Annotated in this window: 11 protein-coding genes; 3 read left to right on the plus strand and 8 right to left on the minus strand. The window is 52.7% G+C overall.

The annotated features are described in order from the left end of the window. Window positions 1-176: 176 nt before the first annotated feature. From ACAW87_RS10505 to ACAW87_RS10520, 4 genes are all read right to left on the minus strand, one after another. Window positions 177-803, minus strand: a complete 627-nt coding sequence (locus ACAW87_RS10505) for a YceI family protein (RefSeq protein ID WP_370723334.1) — start codon at window positions 801-803, stop codon at window positions 177-179. 36 nt (window positions 804-839) lie between these two features. Beyond that, window positions 840-1304: a MarR family winged helix-turn-helix transcriptional regulator gene (locus ACAW87_RS10510; protein WP_370723335.1), complete on the minus strand. Its 465-nt coding sequence runs from the start codon at window positions 1302-1304 to the stop codon at window positions 840-842. A 147-nt stretch (window positions 1305-1451) separates the two neighbouring features. Next, a complete protein-coding gene (locus ACAW87_RS10515) occupies window positions 1452-3407 on the minus strand; it encodes a BamA/TamA family outer membrane protein (protein ID WP_370723336.1) in 1956 nt (651 codons plus the stop codon). 71 nt (window positions 3408-3478) lie between these two features. Then, window positions 3479-3994 carry a GNAT family N-acetyltransferase gene (locus tag ACAW87_RS10520; RefSeq protein WP_370723337.1) on the minus strand — a complete coding sequence of 172 codons (516 nt, stop codon included), beginning with the start codon at window positions 3992-3994 and terminating at the stop codon, window positions 3479-3481. Window positions 3995-4101: 107 nt separating this feature from the next. On the opposite strand from ACAW87_RS10520, the gene ACAW87_RS10525 reads away from it, so the two are divergent. From ACAW87_RS10525 to ACAW87_RS10535, 3 genes are all read left to right on the plus strand, one after another. Continuing rightward, a complete protein-coding gene (locus tag ACAW87_RS10525) occupies window positions 4102-4974 on the plus strand; it encodes a formate dehydrogenase accessory sulfurtransferase FdhD (RefSeq protein ID WP_370723338.1) in 873 nt (290 codons plus the stop codon). Window positions 4975-5407: 433 nt separating this feature from the next. Further along, window positions 5408-5932 (plus strand): hypothetical protein, encoded by a 525-nt coding sequence (locus ACAW87_RS10530; RefSeq protein ID WP_370723339.1) that lies wholly within the window; start codon window positions 5408-5410, stop codon window positions 5930-5932. A 9-nt stretch (window positions 5933-5941) separates the two neighbouring features. Then, a complete protein-coding gene (locus ACAW87_RS10535) occupies window positions 5942-6124 on the plus strand; it encodes a hypothetical protein (RefSeq protein WP_370723340.1) in 183 nt (60 codons plus the stop codon). Between the two features lie 160 nt (window positions 6125-6284). Here the strand turns inward: ACAW87_RS10535 and ACAW87_RS10540 are convergent, their stop codons facing one another. The 4 genes from ACAW87_RS10540 to ACAW87_RS10555 form a co-directional block, all read right to left on the minus strand. Then, window positions 6285-7463, minus strand: a complete 1179-nt coding sequence (locus tag ACAW87_RS10540) for a hypothetical protein (RefSeq protein ID WP_370723341.1) — start codon at window positions 7461-7463, stop codon at window positions 6285-6287. Window positions 7464-7480: 17 nt separating this feature from the next. Continuing rightward, a complete protein-coding gene (locus ACAW87_RS10545) occupies window positions 7481-10270 on the minus strand; it encodes a GEVED domain-containing protein (protein ID WP_370723342.1) in 2790 nt (929 codons plus the stop codon). Between the two features lie 236 nt (window positions 10271-10506). After that, window positions 10507-19266: an SdrD B-like domain-containing protein gene (locus ACAW87_RS10550; RefSeq protein WP_370723343.1), complete on the minus strand. Its 8760-nt coding sequence runs from the start codon at window positions 19264-19266 to the stop codon at window positions 10507-10509. A 577-nt stretch (window positions 19267-19843) separates the two neighbouring features. Continuing rightward, on the minus strand, window positions 19844-25597 hold the full coding sequence (locus ACAW87_RS10555; RefSeq protein WP_370723344.1) for a putative Ig domain-containing protein: 5754 nt from the start codon (window positions 25595-25597) through the stop codon (window positions 19844-19846). Window positions 25598-25605: the final 8 nt, after the last annotated feature.

Here is a 25605-nt window from a genome sequence, read left to right on the forward strand (position 1 = left end):
TAATGCCATATATTTTTATGTTGCAGGCTCATTATGCTTGTTGCTCTTAATGGTGTGGCTGGTATGGGTACTCTGGCGCACCAACCAGAAGCTCTAGCACAAAAAGAGCCCCGACGTTGGCCGGGGCTCCACCAAACCTTATAGGTTTTTGAAACCTATAAGGTTTAGAAGGTCAATTACTTGTTGGCAGCCAGTTTCATGTCAACGGTGAAGTCGTCATAAATGGCTTTGTCGCCGATGTTTTCGAAGAACGATTTCGAGCCGTAACGGATGTCGTATTTCGTACGATCGAGGGTAGCTTTTCCGGTTGCCACAATCTGGTTGCCCGTCATTTTTACCGTAGCCGGGAAAGAAACGGCGTTGGTGATGCCCTTGATAACCATGTTGCCAGCAATCGTGTACTGATCACCACCTTTTGGCGTCACTTTCGTGATCTGAAACGTCGATGTTGGGTATTTAGCCGTGTTGAAGAAATCTTCCGACTTCATGTGGCCGATAAATTTACCGTTATACTCGGCGTCGGTCAGGTCGGTGCAGGTAATGCTGTTCATGTCGAACGTGAATTTGCCGCCCGTTACTTTGTTGCCGTCAACTACAAAAGCACCATCTTTCACTTTAATGTTGCCTGTGTGCTCGCCGGTTACTTTTTTACCATTCCAGGTCAGCGTGCTTTTAGCGGCGTCTACTTTGTAGGTGGTCGCTTTGGGGGCAACAGGTTTAGTTGCTTTGTCGGGACCGGTGAACGCAGTGGTTGCAGTGAGTGCCAGGGCAGCAAAGCCAGCCAGAATCAGGTTGTTTTTCATTGTAATCGGTTATTATATAGTGAATAAAAAAAGTAATTACTCGTCGGTGGCTACGCTGCGGAAATCATTCAGCAGTGCATTCAATTCATCAGCTTTGAGCCCCTCATAGGCTTTGAACTGAGCTTCCCAGTTGTCTTGCTCCTCGTCAATTTTCTTAAGTAGTGCCAGGCCTTTTTCACCGATCAGTACATCCACAGCGCGACGGTCGCTCGGGCATTCGGTGCGGATAACCAGCTTCTTACTAACCAGTTTGTCGACCAGCCGCGAGGCGTTCGACATTTTGTCCATCATGCGTTCGGTGATGTCGTTGATGCGAACCGGTTGCGGAAACTGCCCCCGCAAAATGCGCAACACATTATACTGTGGTACGGTGAGGCCAAACGGCTTAAGAAGACGCATCTGACTGTCGCACAGCCAGTTGTTGGTGTACATTAAGTTCACAATCAACCGGTGAAGGGGCGATTTGAACTGAGCCTGCTTTATTTCTTCTTCAATTTTCATTGGCGTAGGTATCGCTTACGTAAGGGTGGAACCAACTGGTTGTACAAACCAACTGTTTGTCTAAAACCTGTCTGTAAATATAATGTCGATACATTAATTACAATCGTAATTTAGAGTATAAAGTTCATACTGCTCAAAAAAAGGGAATTATTGGAATGTGCTTACCTGCGGCGAGTTAATGTCGAAGTCGCGGAGGCGAAGCACAGGTACGCCCTCGAAGGCGTAACGCAATGCAGCGGCATTGTTGGGCAAGTTGGGATAATACGTAAAGCGAATTTGCAGGCTGTTGAAGGTCAGGTTCTCATTTCTGAGCCGGAACCCCAGGCCATAACCCTGATAGAGCGGCCCGGCCAATAACGACCGCTCGGGATAACTAACCAGTCCCAGGTTGGCGAAGGTGAGAAACGCCACCCGGAACCCGGCAATATTGACTCGCGAAAACAACAGGTTTTCGTAATCGACAATCAGACGTTTGGTGCCAAACAGTCCCGCGCCTCCGGCTCCAAAAATGTTGTTGCTGTTGAGGTTGATGACTTCGTTGTTGAACCGGTCGGCGCCCACGGTCATGGTAGTGTTGATGAAATGACGCATCTGCCCCCACTTAATGCGGTGCAGCGGGCTGAAATAATTGGTCTCCAGATTGATGACCGACTGTTCGCGTCGTCCGCTTCGGAAATAAGAACCCGTGTTGAGCAGGCCATATACGTACCCAATCTTACGCAGATACTGACCCCGTGAAAAGCTTAAACCCACGTAATTGCGCAAGCCTAACTCGGCTTCTTCCACGCCAGCCACTACCGACATCAGACTGCCGTAGGGTACGTCTTCCGTGCGGCCAAAACCGTAGATCAACACGTCGCGAACGTACCTGCGCTGCGAGTAGCCCAGACTGAAAATGTAGCTTCGTCGATTTTGATAGAGTTGATTACTGTCTGCCGTGACTTCCGGGCGGCGGGTATAATCGTAGGCGGTGAGGCGGCCGGCCAGCACGATGCGGGCGCGGTCTTCGGGGTTTTTTACCAGAAAGGGAGAGGGGAAAGAGCGGCCAATCCAGACGTCACTGTAGTAGTAATTGAGGGGAAAACTAAGAATACTATCCCGGCGGTCGGTAACCCTATTATTGGTCCAGTAACGCCCCAGTTCCAGTTGCCCGGCCCATTTAGTGTCGGGGTTTAGAAAGGGGCGAAACACTTTGGCCGACACGAATTTGTTATCCCGAAGCAATACGACATCGGCCCGTCCGGTCAGAAATGTTTTACCGATATACGGAATCACGTATCGACCCTGATACTCGGTTTTTTGGCCGGGTCTTGTTGAGTTGTAGCCGATGCGGTTGAATACCTGATGGCCCAACCCCCGAAAATTTCGCTGATCGAGCCCAACCTGAAAATTATTGAACCCGCTAAATCCGCCGTCTGGCAACAGCGACCATACATCCTGGGTGATGACATACACATCCACAAACTGCCGGCTATTGGGGCGGGGAATCACCAGAATGCGGACGTCGATGAAAAGCCCCACGTTACGCAGCAGCCGTTCATTGTCGCGCAACACCGTTGGGTTCAGTATGTCCCCTTCCTGAAATTGCAGGTACGACCGCCGAATCACGTTTTCGCGGGTGTTGACGTGTAATTTGTTGGCCACTTTTTCTACCCAGTTGGCAGCGTTTCGGGTAGTATCGTACACGCTAGCCCCAAACACACCGAGTCGTTTAATGAAAATAGTGCCAATGACCCGCCCCTCATACGTTTTGTACGGGTTGACCTCGATCTGATTCACCTCGCCCGACGGTCGGCTATTATACACGTCACGAAACAACGCGTTGTACAACTCCCGCGTCAGCTTGCCTTTCGACATGCGTTGTTTCAAACGGGTATAGCGCACACTGTCGCGTACCCGTTCGGCGCTGTCGGCCAGCATCAGGCCATAGGGCGTAATGAGGGAATCAATCGGCGTTTGGCGCGCTTTTTTGGCGGTCGTAGAAACGGGAGCCGTCACCGCGGTTGAATCGCTTTTTTGCTGCGCCCATCCACAGGTCGTTCCAGCGAGCCAAAGGAATAGGCCGCTGATCAGAAAGGGACGTGAAAAGACGAAGCGTAACAATGGATCTATAAAAAAGCAGACGTTGACAGAAATAGCTATGTATAGACAGCTAACCGGGGGTATCGTTTAATTTAGAGGGCCTTCCAGAGCCAAAGGTCACGCTGCCGTTCGCCGCCGAAGGTAAACACGTGCCATCCGAACCGGGTAAAGCCCATCTTTTTATAAAAAACAAGCGCGGGCGCATTGTGTTCCCAAACACCCAGCCAAACCGCTTGATAGCCTTGTTGTCGGGCGTAGTCAAGGGCGTACTGCATCAGTTGCCGACCGTATCCCCGGCCCGTGTAGTCATCGAGCAAATAAAGGCGAACGATCTCCAGCGCATGGCGAACGGGCATTCGGCGGGGCGGCGCGTGGTGGCGTAGTTTCAGAAAGCCAATGGCCACACCCTGCTCATTTTCGGCCAGCCAGAACGTAGCCCGGCGGTCAGTAAACTCCTGCTGATAGTGCGGGATGGTTACGGCCTCGTCGAGGTATTGCTGAACGGGGTTACCGGGGTATTTTTCAGGACTAAACGCGTCGTAGATACTTTTTCGGGCTACCGAAACAAGCGTCTCAAGATCAGAAAGGGTTGCCTGGCGAATGGTCATAGGTAAGGAAAAAGAGCATCTAATGTACAAAATTTGGCCCGTCTAAAACCTATCGGGTCGTTACCAACTTATAGGGTAGCGCGTTCTTACTTCAACCGATCCCGATTATGTCTCTTGTTTCGCCCACCACCGTATACCGCTTTTCGGACGGTACGATTACTGAAACTCCTGATTTGCTGGCTGTTGAAGAGCCGCTGGAGATCAGGCTCGGTTACGGTCCCGCCACCGACCGGCAGCAGCGGGCCATTGCGGTTACCATGCGTACGCCCGGCCACGATGTAGAACTGGCGCTGGGCTTTTTATTTACCGAAGGCGTCATCAGTCGGCGCGAACACGTATTGTCGGCCCGGCACTGCTCGCGCGAAGAGGCCGAGAAAGGCAACGTTATTCGAGTTGAACTTCAGCCCGACCTGCTGCTCGACTGGGCAATGCTCGATCGGCACGGCATCACGGCATCGAACTGTGGCGTGTGCGGAAAAACCTCCATCGATGCCATTCGCACCTCGTGCCCGGCCCCCGTGTCAGGTACGTTCCACCTCGATTCGGCCACGCTGATGACCCTACCCGATCAGCTTCGTACCCGGCAGCGGGCTTTTGCGCACACCGGCGGGTTACACGCTGCCGCTCTCGTTGGCCCCGACGGACAACTCGGGGCCGTGCGCGAAGACATTGGCCGTCATAATGCGCTCGATAAACTCCTGGGAATCACGTTCTGGAATAATAGCATCGGCGTGGAGGCGGAACGGGACACGGCTGTACAGCAAGCGGTGCTGGTGAGCGGCCGTATTGGTTTTGAACTGGTTCAGAAAAGCTGGATGGCGGGCATACCGATGCTGATTGCGCTGGGTGCCCCCTCAAGCCTGGCCGTTGACCTCGCCCGCGAAGCCGGTATCACGCTGGTCGGTTTCCTGAAAGCCGACCGCTACACGCTGTACACGTACCCAGAACGCGTATTTGGTGCGGAACTGGTAACCAGCTAATTGGGTGGATGTAGCTAAGCAGTTTGTTTGTCAAGAGACAGAGATGATGGATTAAATCGAAAGTGGGATGATAAGAAGATAAATATGAATGATCTTTTGACGTACTCAAATCTCCTTACTTAAGTCGCTCAATGTGGTCAATGTAAATAAACCGTTCTGGTTCCCTTCCTGTGACTGTTACGTTTGTCCCCGGTGTATATACGTTCCCAAACCCGGTAGTCTGGTTTGAAAGTGGTATCTCTGGCAATAACGACTGGTGATATGGGTAGCTCTTTTACCTTGTCATCACACAGGTCACAGATCATGGCAACTCTATTGCGGAACGGTTTGACGCTCCTGCTCGGCACCCCCCTGCCAAGCACAACTGATAGCCCGCAAGTTAGGCGGATAGAGCTAAGCACTGCTGAGTAATGCATATTCCTACCTTTGTCAAATGGCAAACCCACAACTATTTGATATTGAAATTGACAAGCTAACCCGCTCGATTGAGAATGCTATCTCAGGCGACAGGTTTAAAACAGATATTCTTGAGTTGGCCTCAGATGACCTAAAGCGGTTGAAGAAATCAGAGTGGCTGTTTGACTGGAAATACGAAGCTAAACAAGCGGACAAAACTGTTTACAAACTTGTTATTGAGGGAAATCGCCTTATTATTCAGGGGCTTATAAGAATTCAAGATAGAGGTGACCATATTTTTATGGCTCTTATCGAGAGTAGTAAATTTAATCGCGGTGCTGACAAACTTTATTTTGGCGTGCCAGGAAACCTTGTTGCCTTTGCTTGTAGGCTTTCCTTTGAGAAGGGCTATGCTGGTTATGTCTCGTTTGAAAGTAAGACAAAATTGAAGGAACACTATCAGAAAACATTGGGAGCTCATGTGTTGTTCGGTGGCATAATGGCTATTGATACCAAAGCCGCACACAAACTTGTCAGTCGATATTTTTCAGAAAATTCATAATTTACTTATATGATAAAGGAACCGAAGGATATCGATTTCTACACGTCGGGTAGGCAATTGTCGAATCAGGAGTTCGCTTCGATCAGCCAATGGATTGCCACAGACAAGAAAAAGCAAGTAGTAAAGCCTGTGAAAGGCTTGAAAAAAGGCCAGGCAAAGCTTGCTCAGCCAAAGCCCATTGAGAATGACTAATAGCGGACAGATTCGGTTTCCTGAAAGCCGACCGCTTCAGGTTGTACACGTACCCCGTCAATTATTCATGTAAATCTTTCACAGCGCAAAGGATTTACATAAATAACTTATTAGGTCAGAAGCAGAAGGCCGACTCAATAGGTAATGCCGCTACAAATGCCTATTTCACCCGATCTGCCGTAATCAGTAGGCAGGGTACAGACGGGCAGTCGCAAAAGCTGGTGGGCTGCAACAGTACCGTTCTCTCTGAATAGCAGGTTGCAGTACCGTTGTACACCCGAATTCGGTAATTGACGGGGGCGGAGGGCGTGGTTAATCCGATGAGTGAACCCTCGCCGGCAATCAATGAAGTGGCGGTGGCATACCCGGCCGGTGCCTGTCCATCCGGTACAATGCTATACCGGTCACCACCGGTTGCGGTGAAGCTAACGGCAGCATCGGCCTGAATAACCTGATTCACACACGATGCCTGACGGGTAACGAACAACCCAATAACGGGACTGGTGCATGAACATGAAACCGGAGCCGTGTAGGTCGTGGTGGCCGTTCCGCACGAGGCGCTACTGACTGAAATCGTATGCGAAACCCCATCGGCCGTTAGTCCACTCAGGCTAAAGGGCACCGTTGTTGTACCCGCCGCATAACTCACCGACTGTATCGGCGAGGCATCGGTAGACACAGACAATACCCCCGCCGAACTGGCGTTGGCTACGCTCACTGTTCCGCTCACGGTGTATGTATTGGTTGGCTGATTACAGGCTGATGCCTCTGCCGATACACTCAGCGAACAGGGCTGCAATACACCGGCCTGATTAAGACCGGTATATTGTCCCTCGCCAATTTGAGCCGAGCCATTATTGCCCGGCAGGGTATTGAAACTGGTAAAGGCAGCGTTGAACAACAAACCCGGATTACCCGCCGGGTTGCGCACTGTGAACGTAAGGGTGCCCATGCTAACCCAGTCTGCATTACCAATAACGGGGCAACTCACCGTGGTGCTGTTCAGATTCAGGGTGAGGTTAAACAAGCCCGGAGTCGAGGCATCGAAACTGTGCGTATCCCACAGGAACTGACCGTTACACGATGTAGTGTTGTCGAAACCAAGCGATTGATAACCAACAAACGATAACGACGCCGGATTGTAAGACAAGAAAACAGAGGATGTACCGATCGAGAACGAAGTAGCATCGGAAGCCCGAATCTGAATGGTGGCCGAAAATTGGCCGTTTGTTCCTGAAAGTTGAGGTACAAGCCTCAGATCTGCCGTTTGGGCATTTACTATACCAACCAACCCCAGGCAGAGCAGGCACAGACTTACTACGTAGCGAATTGAAATCATGGCTGTTTTTTTAGAAATTAAAGATCTGGGGTACCTATTTTAGACCGGTTGTTGGTCCACCGGTTGTAATCTCTGTTGTTGATGATGCCGTTACCATCGCTATCGACCGGCAGGTAATTCCCGATGGTAGAGGCGTTGGTACGCCACATATTGTAGTCAGCATTGTTAATCACGTTGTTGCCGTTGTAATCACCTACATATAGGGTCAGCCACGAGCCTACCTGCTTCAACTGGCTGTTTCCCTTCACGATCTGTGAAGAGGTAGTCAGATCGACCAACTGACCGCTGGTAACGGTATTGCTGGTGATCACGGCCAAATGGCTCCGGTGGTGGATAGAGACGCAGATAGGCTCGCTGGTAGGAGGGAGCAGAATACCTTCCGAGCCATCGGTACTCAGTAGCATACCATCGTTACGGATAAATCCCGCTTTTCGGACCAACACCTCACCCTGCGCAGTACGGCCCATAATCAGAATCCAGTCGGTGACGTTGGCGGGGATGGTTGTTACTGATTCAGTACCCGTATACGACCAGGGTAGCGCTGAATAAGGCTGTTGAGTGGGAAACCATGGGCTTAACGTAAGGGTCGTATTCATTAGCCCTGTAGCCGGATCGGTAAAGCCTTCCAGCAACACTTTTGCTTTTGCTAAAACCGATTCGGTACAGCTGACCATCGTCACCAACGTACCTGCAACACTGGTGCAGCCCGCTGCACTTGTGGTAGTTACAGAATACGTACCTGAGGTGAATACCTGCAAACTGGCACCGGTTTGTCCCGTATTCCAGAGGTAAGCACTGCCCCCGCTGGCGGTGAGTGTCACTGACTGACCAGTGCAAGACGTTGCGTTGGTGGGCGAGAGGCTGACCGGGTTTGGGTTGGGTGCGGGCTGGCCAATGGTAATGGTTAAACTGCTGCTGCAACCGCCGGTAGCCGCGGCAGCCGTGGCGGTATAACTGCCCGGTGGCAGGTTGGTAAACAAGCCGGTTGTATTGCTTTGGTTAGCTAGCGAATACGAAAACGGACCGCCGCCGCCAGAAACCACCAATCCCACCCGACCATCCTGCCCATTGGCACAACTGACGGCGGTGGTCGATGCCGACAGGCTGAAACAGGGTGCCTGAACGGATGCCATAATCAACAGGGTGTAATCTTCTGTTTCGCCGTAATTGTAAGCTGCGCACGGATTGGTTACCACACCGTCGGCTGCGTACTGACTGCGTAGGCGAAGACGTATAAGCCCCGTCGTTACAGTAGACGGGATGACAATAGTACTCGAAATAGCCGGGCTCATTAACTGACCGGCCGACGAACTGAACAACGCTTCGGTACTGCTGAAAACACCGTCGCGGTTACTGTCGAGCCAAATGGTCAGGTGCTGAAAAACGTAACTGCCCGAGTTTCCCGTAATGGCGCTGGCCGTAAACGAATAGGTCTGCCCCGGTAACACGGAGTGTGCCGTGCCGGTAAAGTCGGAGTAGCCCGCCGAACCCGCGCCGGTAGCCACCGAGTTTAGCGTAGACTGGCCGCCGCTTTTCAGCATGAAATCGTCAATCTTCGGAAAAAAATTGGCGATTGGAAACGTATAGGTCGGTCTGCAGTAGAACAAACCTGTATTTACTGATTGCTCGGTACTATACTGAGTAGTAGCATTTGACGCTTTTACGCGGTACGTATACATTGTGTTGGAAACCACGCTTCCGTCAACAAACGAGAACGAAGCAGGCGGTAAACTCCCAACCACCGTGAAGCTTCCGGTAGTGCCAATGGCTCGTTCGATCAGGAAACCCGCTGCATCGGTGGCCGTGTACAAAAACTGCACCAAAGCACCGGTACTCTGCATGGTGACGGATAAATCTGTGGGAGCCGCTATAGCAATAGTAGCACAGTCTAAGTTGTATTCGTTTCCCGGATCGAGCCGATACAGCAGGCCTGTTTCTATCCGTGCATACTGGCCGGGCGTAAACTGGTTGCCGCACGCATAATACGACATGATGTTGCTGGTGTGGGGAGTGAACGGGTCGCCGTTGGCGTCGATAACAGTTCCAGTATAGGTACAGCCAGAAGTAGTGGCTCCCGGAATACCGTAGGGGTCTGAAGGCGTATCGCACACAAAGTCGCCGGTAAGTTCACAGTTGGCTGCAAAGGGGCGTGTACCCTGCGGCGTACCTGGCCTGAGCACCAGTTCCCGGTTAGTAACGGTACTGCTCCTGTTATTCTGAAACGTATGATACAGGTCGAAATAATGTCCCATCTCATGCGCCATACTGTATCCCGTTACCTGACTGGCTTCCAGAAAAATCCGGTTGGCAATGGCTAATGATGATGGATAGTACGCATAACCAGACACCTGACTACCGTTATAAATGATGGTATTGGTCAGGTAAATGTTGATGGCATTGAACACGTCATTTCCATCGGCCAGAGATGCCTCTTCCTCTTTGTCGAAATCAAAAAAAGTGGTGTTATCGATGTAGTGCGGCTGGGAACCACACTGATAGAACGCGATGCCGGCTGGTTGATATAGTTGATTCAACAAAACAATGGCCTGGTTCAGGCTGCTGACACTAGCGCCGCCGGTTCCATTATCCCGACGTAGGACATGAAATCGAATCGGAATGTACTGCATTGTGGTAGACTGCCGCGCCGACCTGAACAATGTTTTCGACCGGATGATTTTTTCGCGCCCCATCATCTCCGCATCCGTTAAATGAGGAGTTCCGCAGACATGTTGGGCCACACTGATTCCACCTGTGAGCAACACCAAAAGGCATTGCAAAACCACGGAAGTCAGACGAATAGTCAACATGGGTGAGCGGATAGAAAACGCAAGAGTTCCTGAATCGTATTTTTATAAATAATAGCGAATTATTCTGGTTGCAAACTCTATGCCAATAGGTATTTATACGGTATAGTTGCTTGTGTGTCAGCGTCATAATGTGGGTTTCCTGACAATGAGTGGCCTTATTTTTTTTTATAAAGCAGAACAGCCCGTCTGGTTAAGGCGGGCTGTTCTGTTGCAGGATAAACACAAATAGGAAAGGCTTATCTCAGACGTCGAACTGTAATCGGAACACAGACTGGTACGGCAGGGCAATTGCACAGCGCGGGCGGGATGGTTACCGTGGTGTCGGCGAAACAACCATCAGCCGTGTAAACCCGAATGGTGTAAACATCGCCCGGAGCCGAAGCCGGATTGGCCAGTCCGGTTGCCAGCACTCCGCCTGTAACAGCGCTCAGCAACTGGTTGGTAACAAACAATGGCGTAGCGGCCGTAAAGCTGTTTCCTTTGGTAATGTTGTAGCTCACGGCATTGGTCGACGTACCTACCAGTGATATCCTGGCATCATTGAGGGGTGTGCTACCGGTGCAGCTTGCAGCCGTAGATACCGCCGTTAGGCTAGGTAATGGGCCATATGCTTCAATGATAAAGGGGCAACACGAGCCATCGGCGCAACTACCCGAACCTGTCGACGTGACGCTATACTCACCCAATGCCGTTACCGACAGGGTGTTGGTGGTAGCACCGGTGATTGGCTGCCCGTCTTTTAGCCATTGGTAACCGGTCTGCCCCGGAGCAGTAGCGATGGTAAACTCGAAGGCCGAAGACGCGCATACCCGAATGGGCACAGTGGTGCATACCCTGGCTGTCTGGCCATCGGGTGCTGTCACGGTGTTATAGGTAATGCCCTCCTGATTCAACTGCACGTTAACCCTTAGCGTAGCTACCTGACCAGCGGCCAGCGAAGCAATGCTCCAGCTGCCCGAATTAGCTCCCGGCAGGAACGTACCCACCGAAGCCGTAGCGCTGCCGATGAAGGTGACAGCCGTGTTGCTCAACTGATCGGTGATCACCAGGTTAGTGCCCGTGGCGTTGCCCGTGTTGGTCAGCGAAACCGTATAAGTCACGATGCCCCCCTTGATCGTGCGGCTGAGGTCAACGGTTTTGGCGATGGCGTAGGCGGGTGAGCCGTCGGTACAAGAAGCCGGTTCTGTATAGATTGTGTTGGCGGTCAACGTACCCAAACTGGCGCTGACCAGATGCGTGGCGGGGCCGTTGCTGATACCTGTCAGGCTGAAGCTGGCCGATGGCTGGCTCGCCGTGACGGTGATCACCGCTACACTGGTGCCGTTATCGGTGATGGTCAGCGAACCGGCGGGGCTGTTGGTGAGCGAGACCATGCCTGTAGCGGTATACGTGTTGGTGGCCGAGTTACAGACCGGCGCGTTGACCACGATGTTCATGACAGGTGTTGAATTGGGATCGATCTGGAAGACCGACAGGGGTAGTCGCACCACGCATCCCTGGGCATCGGTGACCACGATGGTGGTGGGGAAGGTGCCGCTAGTGGTTGGCGTACCCGATACAACACCGGTGGTTGGGTTCAAGGTAAGTCCGGCTGGCAACGTACCTGCGGCCACGGAGAAGGCATACGGTGTTGTCCCGCCACTGACCGTGATGGTCTGGCTATAGGCTCTGCCAACTTCACCAATGGGTAGGCTGGTCGTAACAAGGCTCAGGCTACACACCGTCTGGCAGGTTGGGCGAGCAATATCGAGCTGACGGAAACAACCGGCTGCTGAGGTCGCGGTGATCGTATACAACGCAACGGTCGATGGAGCCGTCAGCACGTTTCCATTGATGGTCACACCGAACTGACTCGCATTAGTGGTTAGGCTAGCGGCGTTGGTGCTGATCACGGCTGTATACGACTGGTTGTCGGAAAGACAACCGACATCGACCAGACTCAGGATTGGTTTGGCGTTGACCGTCACGACCTTGGTAACTGGGGTAGACACGCAACCGCTGGCATTGGTGTATAAGAGGGTATACGTACCTGAATTGGCCGTGGTCGCATTCGTCAGCGTCACCGTGCCACTGCTCACCGTAGTGTTGGCAGGTGTTGTCCAGTAAGCCGTAGCGCCCGCCGCCGGGTTGATCGAGAACGTGACACTTTCGCCTTCGCAGATGGTTGAAGCGGTGAATGGCGTAATGGGTGTTTTGGCATTGATTGTCACCGTTACCACCGCCGAACAGTTGCTGACCGAAGTAGACGCCAACCGGAATTTATAGATACCCGGCAGGGTCAGTCCCGAAACCGTAACGGGGCTACCCGCCTGATTAATAATTGGCGATGTTCCTGCTACCTGTTGCATCACGCTCCACTGCTCACCGGCTCCGGCACTGACCAGCGTCGCGGTGGTGGGCCCTTCACAGAAAGTTTGATCAGGTCCGGCGTTGGGTGCTGTCGTACAAGTTGTGCCGCAAGCCGGGGCCGTAATAGGCAAGGTGGCTACGCAACCCGCCGCCGACGTAGCTGACACCGCAAACGAGGCGACAGTGATAGGTGCCGTAATCAGGTTGCCGCTGATGGTCACCCCAAACTGACTGGCGTTGGTGCTGATCGTGCTGGCGTTGGTGGTCAATAGCACGGTATACGACTGATTACCCGACACGCATCCGATACCGTTACTGGCCAGGGTCAGTGTTGGTTCAGCGTTGATAGTAACGAGTTTGGTGGTCGACGAAACGCAGCCCAACTCATTGGTGTAGAACAAGGTGTACGTACCTGAATTGGCCACTGTGGCATTGGTAATCGTTACCGTACTGCTGCTAATGGTCGTGTTGGTGGGTGTTGTCCAGTAAGCCGAAGCGCCAACCGGCGGTGTAATGGAGAAGGTAGCCGAGCCGCCTTCACAAATCACCGTTGGTTGATAGACCGGAAGCGTCGTAGCCGGATTGACCTGTACACTAACCGTAGCGGTGGTGAAACAAGTTGGCGAGTTGCTCACAGTTACGGTAAAGGTGTACAGGCCCGCCGTCGATGCCGAAGCAATGGCTGTTGCCGTGTTGGCTCCGGTCAGGGTTACGCCCGCCGGGGCACTCCATACGTAGGTGTAGCTACTGGTAGGGGCAACTTGAGCGGTCAGGGTAACAGGCAGACCACTACAGACCGATTGGCTACTGGCCGAAGCCGTGGCGGTTAGACTACAAACGAGCTTTACTAAGCCAAAGTCGTAGGTATGGTTGATATCGCCCGGCCCGCCCGTTGTCAGCTTGATGCAAGGCTTACCGGTATCCACAATCGCGTCATTATTGATGGTCGACGTACCTGAGTTGATTGCGGCCGGGCCGCTCTCTCCCGGCGTAATGGTCACGTCGGCCAACGACAGACCATTGGCGGCCGTGCCAGTACCCAGATTTGTAATCACCAGGGCATAGGTAGTATTGAATGTCAGCGCCGTAGTAGCTACCGACGAGGTGCTGTTACCCGTGGTGATGGTGGTACTTGAGAAGTAGTATTCGCCGGCTGCGTTGGTGGTTACGCTGGCTAATTCGGTTGTTTTAGCGGCATTGTAAAGCTTCACAACAGCCCCAACAATGGGCGGCTCGCAAGGGTCCTGAATACCATTCTGATTGTCGTCGCGCCACACCCGGTTACCAATCTGAATGGGAGCGAGATCGCACATGACTACGATGCCACCCCAGTTGTTGGCTTTCGTGAAGTTGACATTGCCAAAGCCTGTACTCGTATAATCACTCAGAAGTCGAATATCTCTGGAACGTTCACCCGTCGTCCGGTTCAGCCAGGTAATGCCCGATGTACCACTGTAAAATACGTTATCCATCGCCGGGGCAATAATCTCCGGTCGCCCAGGTAGGTAATCTAACGTACCTGCCATCATGGCTCCTTCGGCCCCTACATATTTAAAGAACCGGTTCGTTAAACCCGTATTTCCACCCGCGTAACCTGGTTGATTCAGGGTCCAGTTTACTGTAGATACCTGATCGCCTGCTACTGCGTTAGATTCCAGTTTCCAGCTCGGTGAGGCATCGCTGCCTGTGTTAGCTACCCGATGCAACACCCCGCCAGTTACGTAAAACGAACCATTGATGATGTCATCGTATCGGTTGCGCGTACCGACCAGCATACCGTATTCACCATTTGGTTGACGGTCAAATTCAATCTCAGCCAGCCAGGGTTGCGTATTCTGCGTAACCGTTGTGTTCCCGTTTGTATAGAACGTTGTGTTAGGGGTAACCACTTCCCAGGGATGCACCACCTGGTCGTACCAGTTGGCAATATTCGGGTTTGTAACGGGTATGGTGATGTTGAGCGGAATCGTAGTTTCTAATGAAAAATCAGAAGATGCTGGCGACGAATCGGAGGGGTCGAAAGAATAAACGAGACCTTTCAGATCCGCTAGCGTAGGTCCGGTGCAGGTAACGGTAGCATAGACTCTCTTTGTGACAGGATGCACGCCGAGACCTAAAACCGCCTGATATGGTCGTCCGTCTGACCAGCTACCGGTTGGGCAACCGTCGGTAGGTAGTGGGAATCGTTTTATCTGGGCAGTTGCTGGCGTACCCGTAGCATCGATCGGAATAACCAGCACTTCCAGCTTGTTCAGGTTTACTGCATATAACTCGCTATCATCCAGTGCCATGCGCATTGACCCCAAGCCCGTGTAGCCAATTTTAGCCGGGTTGCTGTTAGTTCGCCCATATACGTTAGAACCAGGATATGTTGCATCGGCCACGAACGTACCTGACACGCCATTGCTGAGCACTGTTTCCAGATCAAGCCAGGTGGTTGGCGCGGCGGCAGTACCACTGGCATAGCTCATTTTATAGATAACACCTTCACCAAAACCATCCGCGTTGGCTTTCATTGGGGCAAACGCCCGCATATACGCGCCAGAAAGCAGTTGTTTGTGCGTTTTGTCCCAGGCCAGACCAAACGTAGTTCCTGTTTCGCTGACCTCGGCTGCCACACCTTTGGAGGCTAATGGTACCGCGCCATCAGCATAGTGTGACCAGTTTCTGTTAACATCAGTCAGTTGGCCTCCGTTAGGAGCGAAAGGCGTTCCGGCGGCGTAGTTAATGTCAATAATTACAGGTTCTGTGGCCGCATCGTTATTACGGGCAAAACAGACAACCGCCACCTTTACATCGGTCTGACAATAGTCATCAGGGTCACTCAGCCCCAGGCTTACTCCGCAGCTGGGTGACCGTATAAACTGCACCGATGTGCCGCTATTTGTGCCCCGCGCCGATTGCTCGAACTGGACAGGTACGTTGCTGAACTCAACCCGGTAGGTAACGCCATCGGTCAAGCCGCTAAAGAAATAATTGCCTACGAAATCAGTTGTCGTAGTGCCGGCGAGCGTGCTGTTACCACTGGCGTCGCAGGCGTAAATGGTAACGGTAACACCCGACATGCCGAGTTCTGAGACGGCCTGCACCCCGTTGGCATCGAAGTCATTGTAGACCGTACCGCCAACCCGGCCCGCACCCGCCACGCAGGAGGTACACGCCACGCCCGTCACCGTAAACATGGCCGGATCAGATACGCAACCATCAACGCTGGTCAGTGTAGCCGAATAAACAGCCGAGGTCGTGGTGGCACTAATGGCCGGGGTAATCTGCCGGGTTGTGGCCCCGGTCGACCAGCGGTACGACAAGCCAGGTGGCAGTGTTAGGGTAGTTGATGTACCCTGACAAACCGTTGTCGATCCGCCAATTATGGCAACAGGCTTGGGGCTTACCCGCAGAATAAAGCTGTCAGACGGTTTACAAACACCATCGGCCGATTCCAAAAGGGCATACACATAAAACGCCTGGGTTTCGGCCGTAGCATTGGCGGGGACAGGCGTATTCAACGTTAGCGTTTTGTTGCCGGTTGCCGATGTAGAAACCACCGTGCCCAATACCGTGCCGCCTGTATACATAGCCGTTCCCGACTGTGGGCTGGTGAAATACACAAACTGAACGGCATCCGGTGCAACGGCATTGGTGGTTGCGCTTAGAGTAATGGTGGTGTTGGCACACTGCGTAACGGTAGCGATTGTAGGTGCCGAAATCGAGACGGTTTGCGTTGGCTTGATGGTCAGGCTCACAAAAGCCGTTTCAGAACAGACAGTGGTACCGCTGTAGGCCGTGATGGCATAGTATTTTGTGCCACCCGTCGACGTTGGCAAGTTGGTACCCGTTGGTGTAAACGTCAGGCTGGTAGCTCCAGAGATGGTAGTGAATGCTGTGCCAGCCGCGTTCGTGATAGACCATTGATAGCCTGTGGCCGTACCGCTGGTAACGCTGGCCGACAAGGGCAACGCGAACGAACTTCCCTGACAGATGCTCTGCGATGGAATAGCCGATAGACCCGGTTTCTCGCAGGGTATCTCGGTAAGGCCCACATCGAAGGTGTGATTGGCCCCGGCATTGGGTGTGGTTAGGCAAATGGTTGGAAAGCCGTTTGTCGCTGTTACGCTGTTTCCGGTAGAAATAGTGGCATCCGAATCGGTTTGGTCATTACCTGCGTTGGCGGTGGTGAGGCGGTAATTTGCGCTGCCCAGACCAAACGCGTTAAGAACTGTACTGAATTGAGGCGTTGAGCCATCGTTCCCAAACACAATACAATATTGGGTGTTGGCGGCTGGGCCCGTATACGTGCCACTTATGGGTACACCAGTGGTAGCATTTACGCCCTGAGTAGCCACGTTGGTGGTGTTGAAATAATAATCACCCATGGCACTCGTAGTAGTTTTGCCAACCAATCGGCCAGTGATGTCATAGAGGTTGACTTTGACGCCTGCCACTCCCGACTCAGCAGGGCAAGGATCCTGTACGCCATCTCCATCCTGATCAACCCAGATTCGGTTGCCGATTTCAATAGGTAGCGGGTCGCAAGCTGCAGTGAGGTCACCCATACCTGCAGCCTTACCAAACAGCCCGTTGCTAAGATTACCCGAGTATAGTTGTGCCCCCGACTGTGGTTGCGCTCCGCTACTATTGTTCAGGTAGATTACGCCACCACTGTTGTAGTTTACCGGGTCTAATGCTGTCATGGCCACCAGGTTGTCCTGAGCGGAATAAAACACCCCCCCATGAGAAGTTTCCTGATGATCGGTCAGGTACGTATCGCCGGTGAAGAATTCGCTGCCCGACGAAATGCCCGTTTCAATTGTCCAACTGTTGTTAGACACGAACGTAGCCTTTAGTATATCGCCCCCAGTAACGGCTGCTTCGTTGGTTAAGTTGTCGGGCGTTTTGTTGCCGTCGCCAAACATATGGCCAATACGGTCCATAAAGCCCAGAATCATGTTGCCTTTGCTATCGAACTCTAGATCTGACAAAATCGGCGTAGGATGCGAGAAAATATCCCGGCTGTCTGATCCATTCTTAAACACCATCAGGGCCGTTTTGTCGTAAGTGTCTATCCACGGATACCAGCTTGTCGAGAGTACGGCTGCCGACTGCCCGGCGTTGAAATAGGTTGTATTGTTCCAGGCAGGCTGTCGAGTGTAGTTCATGTTTACGCTCACCACCGGCGTTGGGCTGAAATTCGCTGTAGTTGGGTCGAAGATCAGCACGTGGGCTTTCAGATCGGCCTTGCTTTTCGAGATCGACGCATCGCAAACCACGCCTACATACACTTTGCCACGCCAATATTTCACGGCAAACGGTACCTGTTGGCCTTTGGTGAGATCACAAATAGTCGGTATGGCTACAGTCGTCAAGGCTTTGGTGGTCATGTCAACGCTCACCAATTCTTTGCTATTCAGGTTGATGGTGTAGAGTGTGGTGCCATCATCATTGAGCGACAGGCCGCCCAGACCAACCCGTCCCACTTTACCCAGGGCATCTACATCGAGCGACTGCCCTGTGGGTGTACCCAGCCCTCGGGCAGCGTCGTTGCCAATTGTTCCCGCGTTGGGAATGGTAACAAACAAAGCGCCATCGGCCGGGGAACCAGGCGTGGTCACGTAGATATCGCCCAAAGCGCCTTTGATGCCTACATGTCGCTTCAGAAATGTAGCCGAGAAAAGCTGGTTGGTTGCAGGCTTGTAGGCCAGCCCCCAAACTGCACCCACCTGATTTTTATTGACTTCTGTGAGCTTACCGGCCGGAGAAGTACCTGAGGCCAGATAATTGATTGATACTACTACATCGACAGGAGAAGTAGTGCTGTTGGCGGTTCCGTTTACGAAGCAAACGGTTATCAGACGGGGTGACGCCTGGCAGTACTCGGATGCCGATACCATACCCAAATCGACACCACAGGCAGGGGCCTGCACAAACTGAATGTCGGTCCCGCCGTCGGTGCCTCTGAATGTCGGTTTCGCCCAGCTTGGAAACGTAGACGCATCGAACTCAATCCGCAAGGGGCCGTCGGCAGCGGTTACAGTGGTCATACTATACTGGCCAGTTGCGTCAGTTGTTGCCTCATCAACCTTAACACCGTCACAGTTGTAGGCGTACACCTTAACGCCCGCAAATCCAAGTTCGTCGGTTGTATTCAGAACGCCGTTGTTATTGAAATCGCTAAATACAGAGCCTTGAACACCAGTTACATTCAGAGTGGCACCAACAGTGGCTACGCTAAATTCACTAATGCCGACATAAGTATTAGTAGTGGTAACAAGCTGAATGTAGCGGGCCGAAATTGACGAAAAGGTAAAGGTCGACAGCGTGTTGTTTACCGTTCCCGAAATTACCTGGATCGTTGTCCAGGTGGTGCCATTGGTGCTGTATTGTAACGTGATGCCGTTCAGGTACGTTGGCCCCCAGCCTGTTAATGCCAGCGGACTGATCGTTACGCCTGTCATGGTGACGGCACTGCCAAAATCCAGCCGGACATACTGCCCGTTTCCGATGTTTGTGCCCGCCCCTGTGCCGAAATTATTGTCGGTCATCGAGGTTAGCGTACCAATAACGCTCGCCCCATTATTACTGCTTTGCGTAATGGCAACGGGCGTAGGACCCGGCTCAACGCACTGAGCCTGTGCAGTTAGACTACCCAAAAATAAGCCGAACAAGAGGAATCTTAACCAGTGTGTAACAGGGGAAACAGGTAACAATCTTTTCATGGTGCTTGTAAGGAAATTCGTCTTAAATGGAGTCGTTGTTCCGGGTTAATCAGTCTTTTCCGGTAAATGCTGGTCACTCAAAATCAGTGACTCAGGCTTTGCATGCTGCCTATCCTACTTGAAAAATCCTGCCCAATCTGAGACGATGCCTTTAACCTGAATCTGTTTCTCATATATGACAGGATTTGTACTTACCTTTATGTGTAAAAAGAAAACTTTAGCTAACTTTTTAGATCATAAGGTGTATCATACAAATCCGATGCCACTCAATGTGTTAACTACTTATTTTGTTTGATATGTATGAGTATTAATATTCAATTTTATTACTTAAGTACTGAAATTCAGATAGTTAGTGTTTATTCGCAAACATTTATGTGCACACGTTTTAAGTGTCTAAAAAAAATGGCATTAATTTATCTGGATTGATTTTCGTTTAAAATGCTGATGGTCAACCTTTTTCAGGTTGACCATCAGCATTTTAAATAGTAATTTTTAGTCAGGATACTAGTAGTTACCTAAGTCGCTTCACGGTTACCGGTAGGCAAACAGGCGGCGGACACTGACATGACGCGGGCGGAATAGTCACCGTAGTGTCGGCAAAACAGCCATTGGCCGTGTACACCCGAATGGTGTAGACATCGCCCGGAGCCGAAGCCGGATTAGCCAGGTTCGCTGCTAACACCCCGCCTGAAACGGTCGTCAGCGACTGGTTGGAAGCGAATAACGGGGCCGCGGCTGTAAAGCTGCTACCCATCGTGATGTTATAGCTAACGGCATTGGCCGACGTACCTACCAGCGTGATTTTAGCATCGTTTACCGGAACGCCATTGGTGCAACTTGCCGCAACAGCTACGGCCGTCAAGCTTGGCAGTGGCCCATAAGCTTCAATGATAAAGGGGCAACAAGAGCCATCGGTACAACTTGTCGAGTTGGTCGAACTGACAGTATACTCACCTACAGCAGTAACGGCCAGGGTATTGGTAATAGCACCGGCGATTGGTTGCCCGTCTTTGCTCCACTGATAGCTGGCTTTGCCAGCCATAACGGTTAGATTGAACTGGAATGCTTCGTTGGCGCAAACTTTATAAGGCACCGTGGTACATACGGCAACCGTAGTGCCGTTGGGGGCCGTCACGGTGTTGTAGGTAATGCCCTCCTGATTCAACTGTACGCTGACTCTTAGCGTAGCTACCTGCCCCGCCCCCAGGGAAGCAATGCTCCAGCTGCCCGAGTTAGCTCCCGGTGTGAACGTACCTGCCGAAGCGGTAGCGCTGCCAATAAAGGTCACGGCGGTGTTGCTCAACTGATCGGTGATCACCAGGTTGGTGCCCGTGGCGTTGCCCGTGTTGGTCAGCGACACGGTGTAAGTCACGATGCCCCCCTTAACGGTGCGGCTAAGATCCACCGTTTTGGCAATGGCGTAGGCAGGTGCCCCGCTAGTGCACGATTCGGGTTCGGCGTAGGTGGTGCTGGCCGACAACGTACCCAGCGCGGCGCTGACCAGATGCGTGGCGGGGCCGTTGCTGATGCCCGTCAGGCTGAAGCTGGCCGATGGCTGGCCCGCTGTGACGGTGATCACCGCTACAGTGTTTCCGTTGTCAGTGATAGTCAGGCTACCGGCGGGGCTGTTGGTGAGCGAGACCATGCCTGTAGCGGTATAGGTGTTGGTGGCCGAGTTACAGATTGGCGCGTTGACCACGATGCTCATCAGGGGTGTCGAATTGGGATCGATCTGGAAGACCGACAGGGGTAGTCGCACCACGCAGCCCTGGGCATCGGTGACCACGATGGTGGTGGGGAAGGTGCCGCTAGTGGTGGGTGTGCCCGATACCACGCCTGTGGTTGGGTTCAAGGTCAGCCCGGCTGGTAACGTACCTGGAGCGGTCGAGAAGCTGTAGGGGGTTGTGCCTCCGGTGGCCACTACGGTCTGGCTGTAGGCTTTGTCTACTTCCCCTTTGGGCAGGGTTGTGGTCGTCAGCGAAAGGGTGCAGACGGTGCAGGCCGATGGGGCCGAGTAGGTCACCGTCGTTGTTCCGCAAGCGGTAGCACTGCTGAGTACAGAAACCGTTTTGGCTAGTCCATCTGATACCAGCCCTGCCAGCGTGTAGCTGACGGGTCCGTTTCCGGTTAGGGTCACCACCGTGCTGATGCTACCCACCGAGACGGTCAGCGTTTGTGGGCTGGCGTTGTTGACGGCCGCGTTGGTCGAGGTGACCGTACCCGTTACGCTGTAGGCATTGGTGGCGGAGTTACACGAACCTGGGGTAGCCGTGGCGGTGAGCGAACAGACGGGCAGGTCGGCGATGGTGATGGTCAGTGGCTGCCCATCTGAGCAGGACTTGCTGTCGGTGACCTTGACGGTAAAGCTACTGGTGGAAGCCGTCGTCGGCGTACCGGCGATTACTCCGTCTGGGCTTAGGCTCAGACCTGCTGGCAACGTACCCAGGAGCGTGTAGGAGTAGGGGGCTGTGCCGTCCGATGCGGTAACGGTCTGGCTGTAGGGTGTACCCACTTGTCCATTCTGTACCGAGGTGGTGGTGATGCTGGTCGAGCAGACGGTACAGGCTGCTGGCGCGGCATAGACCACACTGGCCGAAGTACCTCCGGTTAGGGTAGCGATTACTGTGTGGCTGCTGGCGTTGCTGATCCCCGAGACGGAGAAGCTAGCCGTGGTCTGACCGGCGGTGACGCTGATAACGCCGATGGTAGTGCCATTGTCGGTGATGGTTAGTGAACCCGCCGGGCTATTGGTCAGCGAAACCGTGCCCGTTGCAGTGTATTCGTTAGTCAGGCTGTTACATACCGGTGCAGCAACTATTACGGCTAATGCTGGTGGCGCAATCGAGCAACTGGCTGGAGCTGAATACGTGGCCGTAGCCGTTCCGCAACCGGGTAGTGTTACCGTCACTGTATGCGAGCCTGTGCCTGATGTCAAGCCTGTCAGCGAGTAAGCTACCGACGTAGCCGCTGCTGGTACGGTCACCGTAGTAGACTTCGCTCCGTCGGTGATGGTGACAATTCCCCCATCTGTGTTGCTCAGACTCATGGTTCCCGTCACCGAATACTGGTTCGTCGCCGGATTACACGTACTTGAGGTGGCCGTGGTAGCCAGGTTGCACGAGGCGCAGATGTACGTGTACACAACGGTAGCATAGGCGTACGCTTTCGTGTTTTGAGACGAAATGAGATTTCCACCTCCCCCTGCGGTGCCAAGGCTATTTAGGGTAGAGGCGAGCAGTGGTACAGTACCGCTGCCCACAAATTGAGCCAGATCCGCTGTTGACGTGTAACTGGTGGTTCCCGTAGCGGAGAAGGATTGAGGTGCCCATACGTACATATCGTCATCATGCGCAGGGTTGCCCGTGGCATTGGTCACCCAACGCGGGTCGAGACGGGGATCTACGAAGATATCCTGAAGCAAGAGGGGTAACCAGGGGTTCATGCCTCTGATTGTCGATAGGTTGGTCGCGCCAAAGGCTCCATCGCCGGGGTAGGTTCCCTGGGCCGTTACGGTAATGCCGGCCGGCAGCGACACATCGCCCGTCGTTATACTGGGGAATCCTGCTGTGATAATGGTCGCGCCATTCAGTTTCATGCGAGCATTGCCACTAATCGTCGCTTCGAACTCACTCGCTGTGGCAGCAGCATTCTCGAAGATGAAATTGGTCGCTTCAAAGATCTTGTAGCTCAGGGTGACTCCTGTTAAGGTGCGTGTGCCACCGCCATTGTCAAACCTGTTGAGCAGGAGCGGTACATCTTCCAAATCAGTCAACAGAAAAGGTGTCTGATACGTATAGGTGACCGATACGGGTGTGGTGCCCACACAAGCTGCTGGCGCACAGGTGCCGGGGTCAGTCACTGTTACCTGCGTAGTGCAGGTGGCGTTGTTTACGTCAGTGATGGTCAGGGTGATGTTGCCATTACCAGCTGCGCCAAGGGGTGCCCTGAATGGAGTTGGGTACGCATAGCTCAGGTCCGTCGGTGAATTGCCATCAGAGAGGCTCAACGAGATAGGACTGCCCGCCTGGGTGGCTGTAATGGTAAAGCGGCTGGCCTGAACGGCATTGTAGGGCGTCAGCACAAAGGTGATATAGTCATCAGCTGTGTTATCCAGGGTGCCATTGTCATTGCAGGTTGCCACGGCCGTAGCCGAGATAGAGCAGGGTATTGCTGCTACTGAGCAGCTAGCTGGGGCTGAGTAGGTAGCCGTAGCCGTTCCGCAATCAGGCAGCGATACCGTTATCGTATGCGAACCCGTTCCTGAGGTCAATCCCGTTAGTGAGTAAGCAACACTTGTGGCCGATGCAGCTACCGTCACCGTGGTAGACTTGACTCCATCGGTGATGGTAGCTATGCCGCCCGCCGAATTATTGGTCAGGCTGATCATGCCGGTTACGGCATATTGATTAGTGGCTGGGGTGCACGTACCTGGCGTAGCCGTGGTGGCTACCGTGCAGCTGGCTGCGGTAGAGCAAGAGGTTGCACAAATCCCGTCAATAGCAACCCCGTTGTTGGTATTGGTCGATGACAAATATATGTGAAGCCGGTTAGAGGCCACAGCGGGGGTGAAGTCAAGGGTTATGTACTGCCAGTTCAAGGTTTTCCAGTCAACTACCTGTCCTGATCCTCCCGTGTAGGTTGCCCCTGTAGTGGTTTTGACATTTGTCGAGGCCGGTAGTGTCCATGACACCGTTCTGAACGTGCCCGTGTTGCTGCTCGCTGTTGGTACTACAGAAGAATTGGCGACTGTACCTGGACTGCTAGACCCGAACGTATCTTCGTATTCAAAATTAAAAACGGATGTCAAACTGGGGGAATTAGGCGCTGCCGGGTCAAACTGAGCCACCCAAAAACCTAATTTGTAGCAGTCTCCTGTTTGGTAGGCAAACCCAAGTGCCGTGTTGGGGAAAAGGCACTTATTGGCACCTGTATTGGCTGGAATGACAAATAGCCGATTGGCATCTTTAGCACCTGTGCCTCCATTCGTTGATGCGTCGACCCAATAACCGGTATTGGCCTGGAAGCCAGTAATTGGCTTATCGGCCAGGGTACTTCCACCGGGATCAGCACTTAGGAAAATGGACTGGCTTCCCCCGTATGTAGCCAGTGTGCCATTAATGTTAGGGTTCGATGTGGTGAATGCGTTGAAGGTTCCATTTTCTAAACTGCCGTTGCTCAGGAGATTTCCGGGGCAGCCTGTAGTCGGACTGGCCGTGCCGCACGTATTGGCGCTACAATCTACCGTATACACTACATTGACAGACGGACTGTTGGCGTTTACGACATCAAACTGGTTATTGGCCGTATTCTTGTCGCAGAACTTCATGCCTGTACCATTATAAGAACCTGCAACGGTAATGGTGCTGACGCCATTGTTGACAATGATTCGCCCGTTGGTGCCCGACACTGCATTATTGATAGTCAGATCGCCCGTAATCTCCAGGGTTCCGTTGATGAAGCCCGGACCATTGAATGTTGTGTTACCCACAACGCTCATACAGCCATCACCGGTAACCGTGAAGATTTTCCCCGGCCCTTTATTGCCCACAATAAACTCACAACCAACGCTGCCAAAAGGCCCGCAAATTGTGTTGATCAATCCATCATTTATAATGTTACCATGATTGAAAAAATAACGACCAATGGTGATGGTAGCTCCCGCAGCGTTTCGGATGTCAGATTCTGCATTCTCAAGGTTAGAGAAGGTCATCAGGTTGGCATTCTCCACGTAACTATTCGTACCCAGCAGAAAAAGAGAGGTGGCGGTAGCCGAGACAACACCGGTTGTTCCGTTGATGAGTGTAAAGGTGCCGGCATTTGATATTTGCGCTGTGTTGGTGAAGGTCAATGTACCCTCGTTGTTGATGCGAATATTGTTGCCGAATCCAATCGTATTGGTGTTCATAATGCCCCCTGTCTTTACATTAAAGACGGGCATTCCCGAATTGACGTTGTAGTTGCCATTGGCGTTGAGCGTTCCATACACATCAATTTCCAGGCTCGACGTGAAGTTGATCCCAAACCCAATGGTCCAGGTTGCACCCGGTGCCACACAGACTTTATTACTGGTGCCACTGGTAGACAGATTGAGATCACTAACGTTGCCTGTGATACAAAGCGTCTGGTTACCTGTCAGGTTGTATGTTCCCCCCGTTACTGCTGTAAATGAGCAGGTTGAGCATTGCGCCCAAAGCGTACCTTCGCCGACCCTCAATACGAGTGTAGACACGAGTAGCATGAAATAAAGTAGACGGTTTCGCCTCATGACTATCA

The organism is Fibrella aquatica, from assembly GCF_041321135.1.
Classification (GTDB): Bacteria; Bacteroidota; Bacteroidia; order Cytophagales; family Spirosomataceae; genus Fibrella; species Fibrella aquatica.

Coding starts and splice junctions, on each gene's coding strand:
- ACAW87_RS10505 (WP_370723334.1), bottom strand. CDS start 803: ATGAAAAACAACCTGATTCTGGCTGGCTTTGCTGCCCTGGCACTCACT.
- ACAW87_RS10510 (WP_370723335.1), bottom strand. CDS start 1,304: ATGAAAATTGAAGAAGAAATAAAGCAGGCTCAGTTCAAATCGCCCCTT.
- ACAW87_RS10520 (WP_370723337.1), bottom strand. CDS start 3,994: ATGACCATTCGCCAGGCAACCCTTTCTGATCTTGAGACGCTTGTTTCG.
- ACAW87_RS10525 (WP_370723338.1), top strand. CDS start 4,102: ATGTCTCTTGTTTCGCCCACCACCGTATACCGCTTTTCGGACGGTACG.
- ACAW87_RS10530 (WP_370723339.1), top strand. CDS start 5,408: ATGGCAAACCCACAACTATTTGATATTGAAATTGACAAGCTAACCCGC.
- ACAW87_RS10535 (WP_370723340.1), top strand. CDS start 5,942: ATGATAAAGGAACCGAAGGATATCGATTTCTACACGTCGGGTAGGCAA.
- ACAW87_RS10540 (WP_370723341.1), bottom strand. CDS start 7,463: ATGATTTCAATTCGCTACGTAGTAAGTCTGTGCCTGCTCTGCCTGGGG.
- ACAW87_RS10545 (WP_370723342.1), bottom strand. CDS start 10,270: ATGTTGACTATTCGTCTGACTTCCGTGGTTTTGCAATGCCTTTTGGTG.
- ACAW87_RS10555 (WP_370723344.1), bottom strand. CDS start 25,597: ATGAGGCGAAACCGTCTACTTTATTTCATGCTACTCGTGTCTACACTC.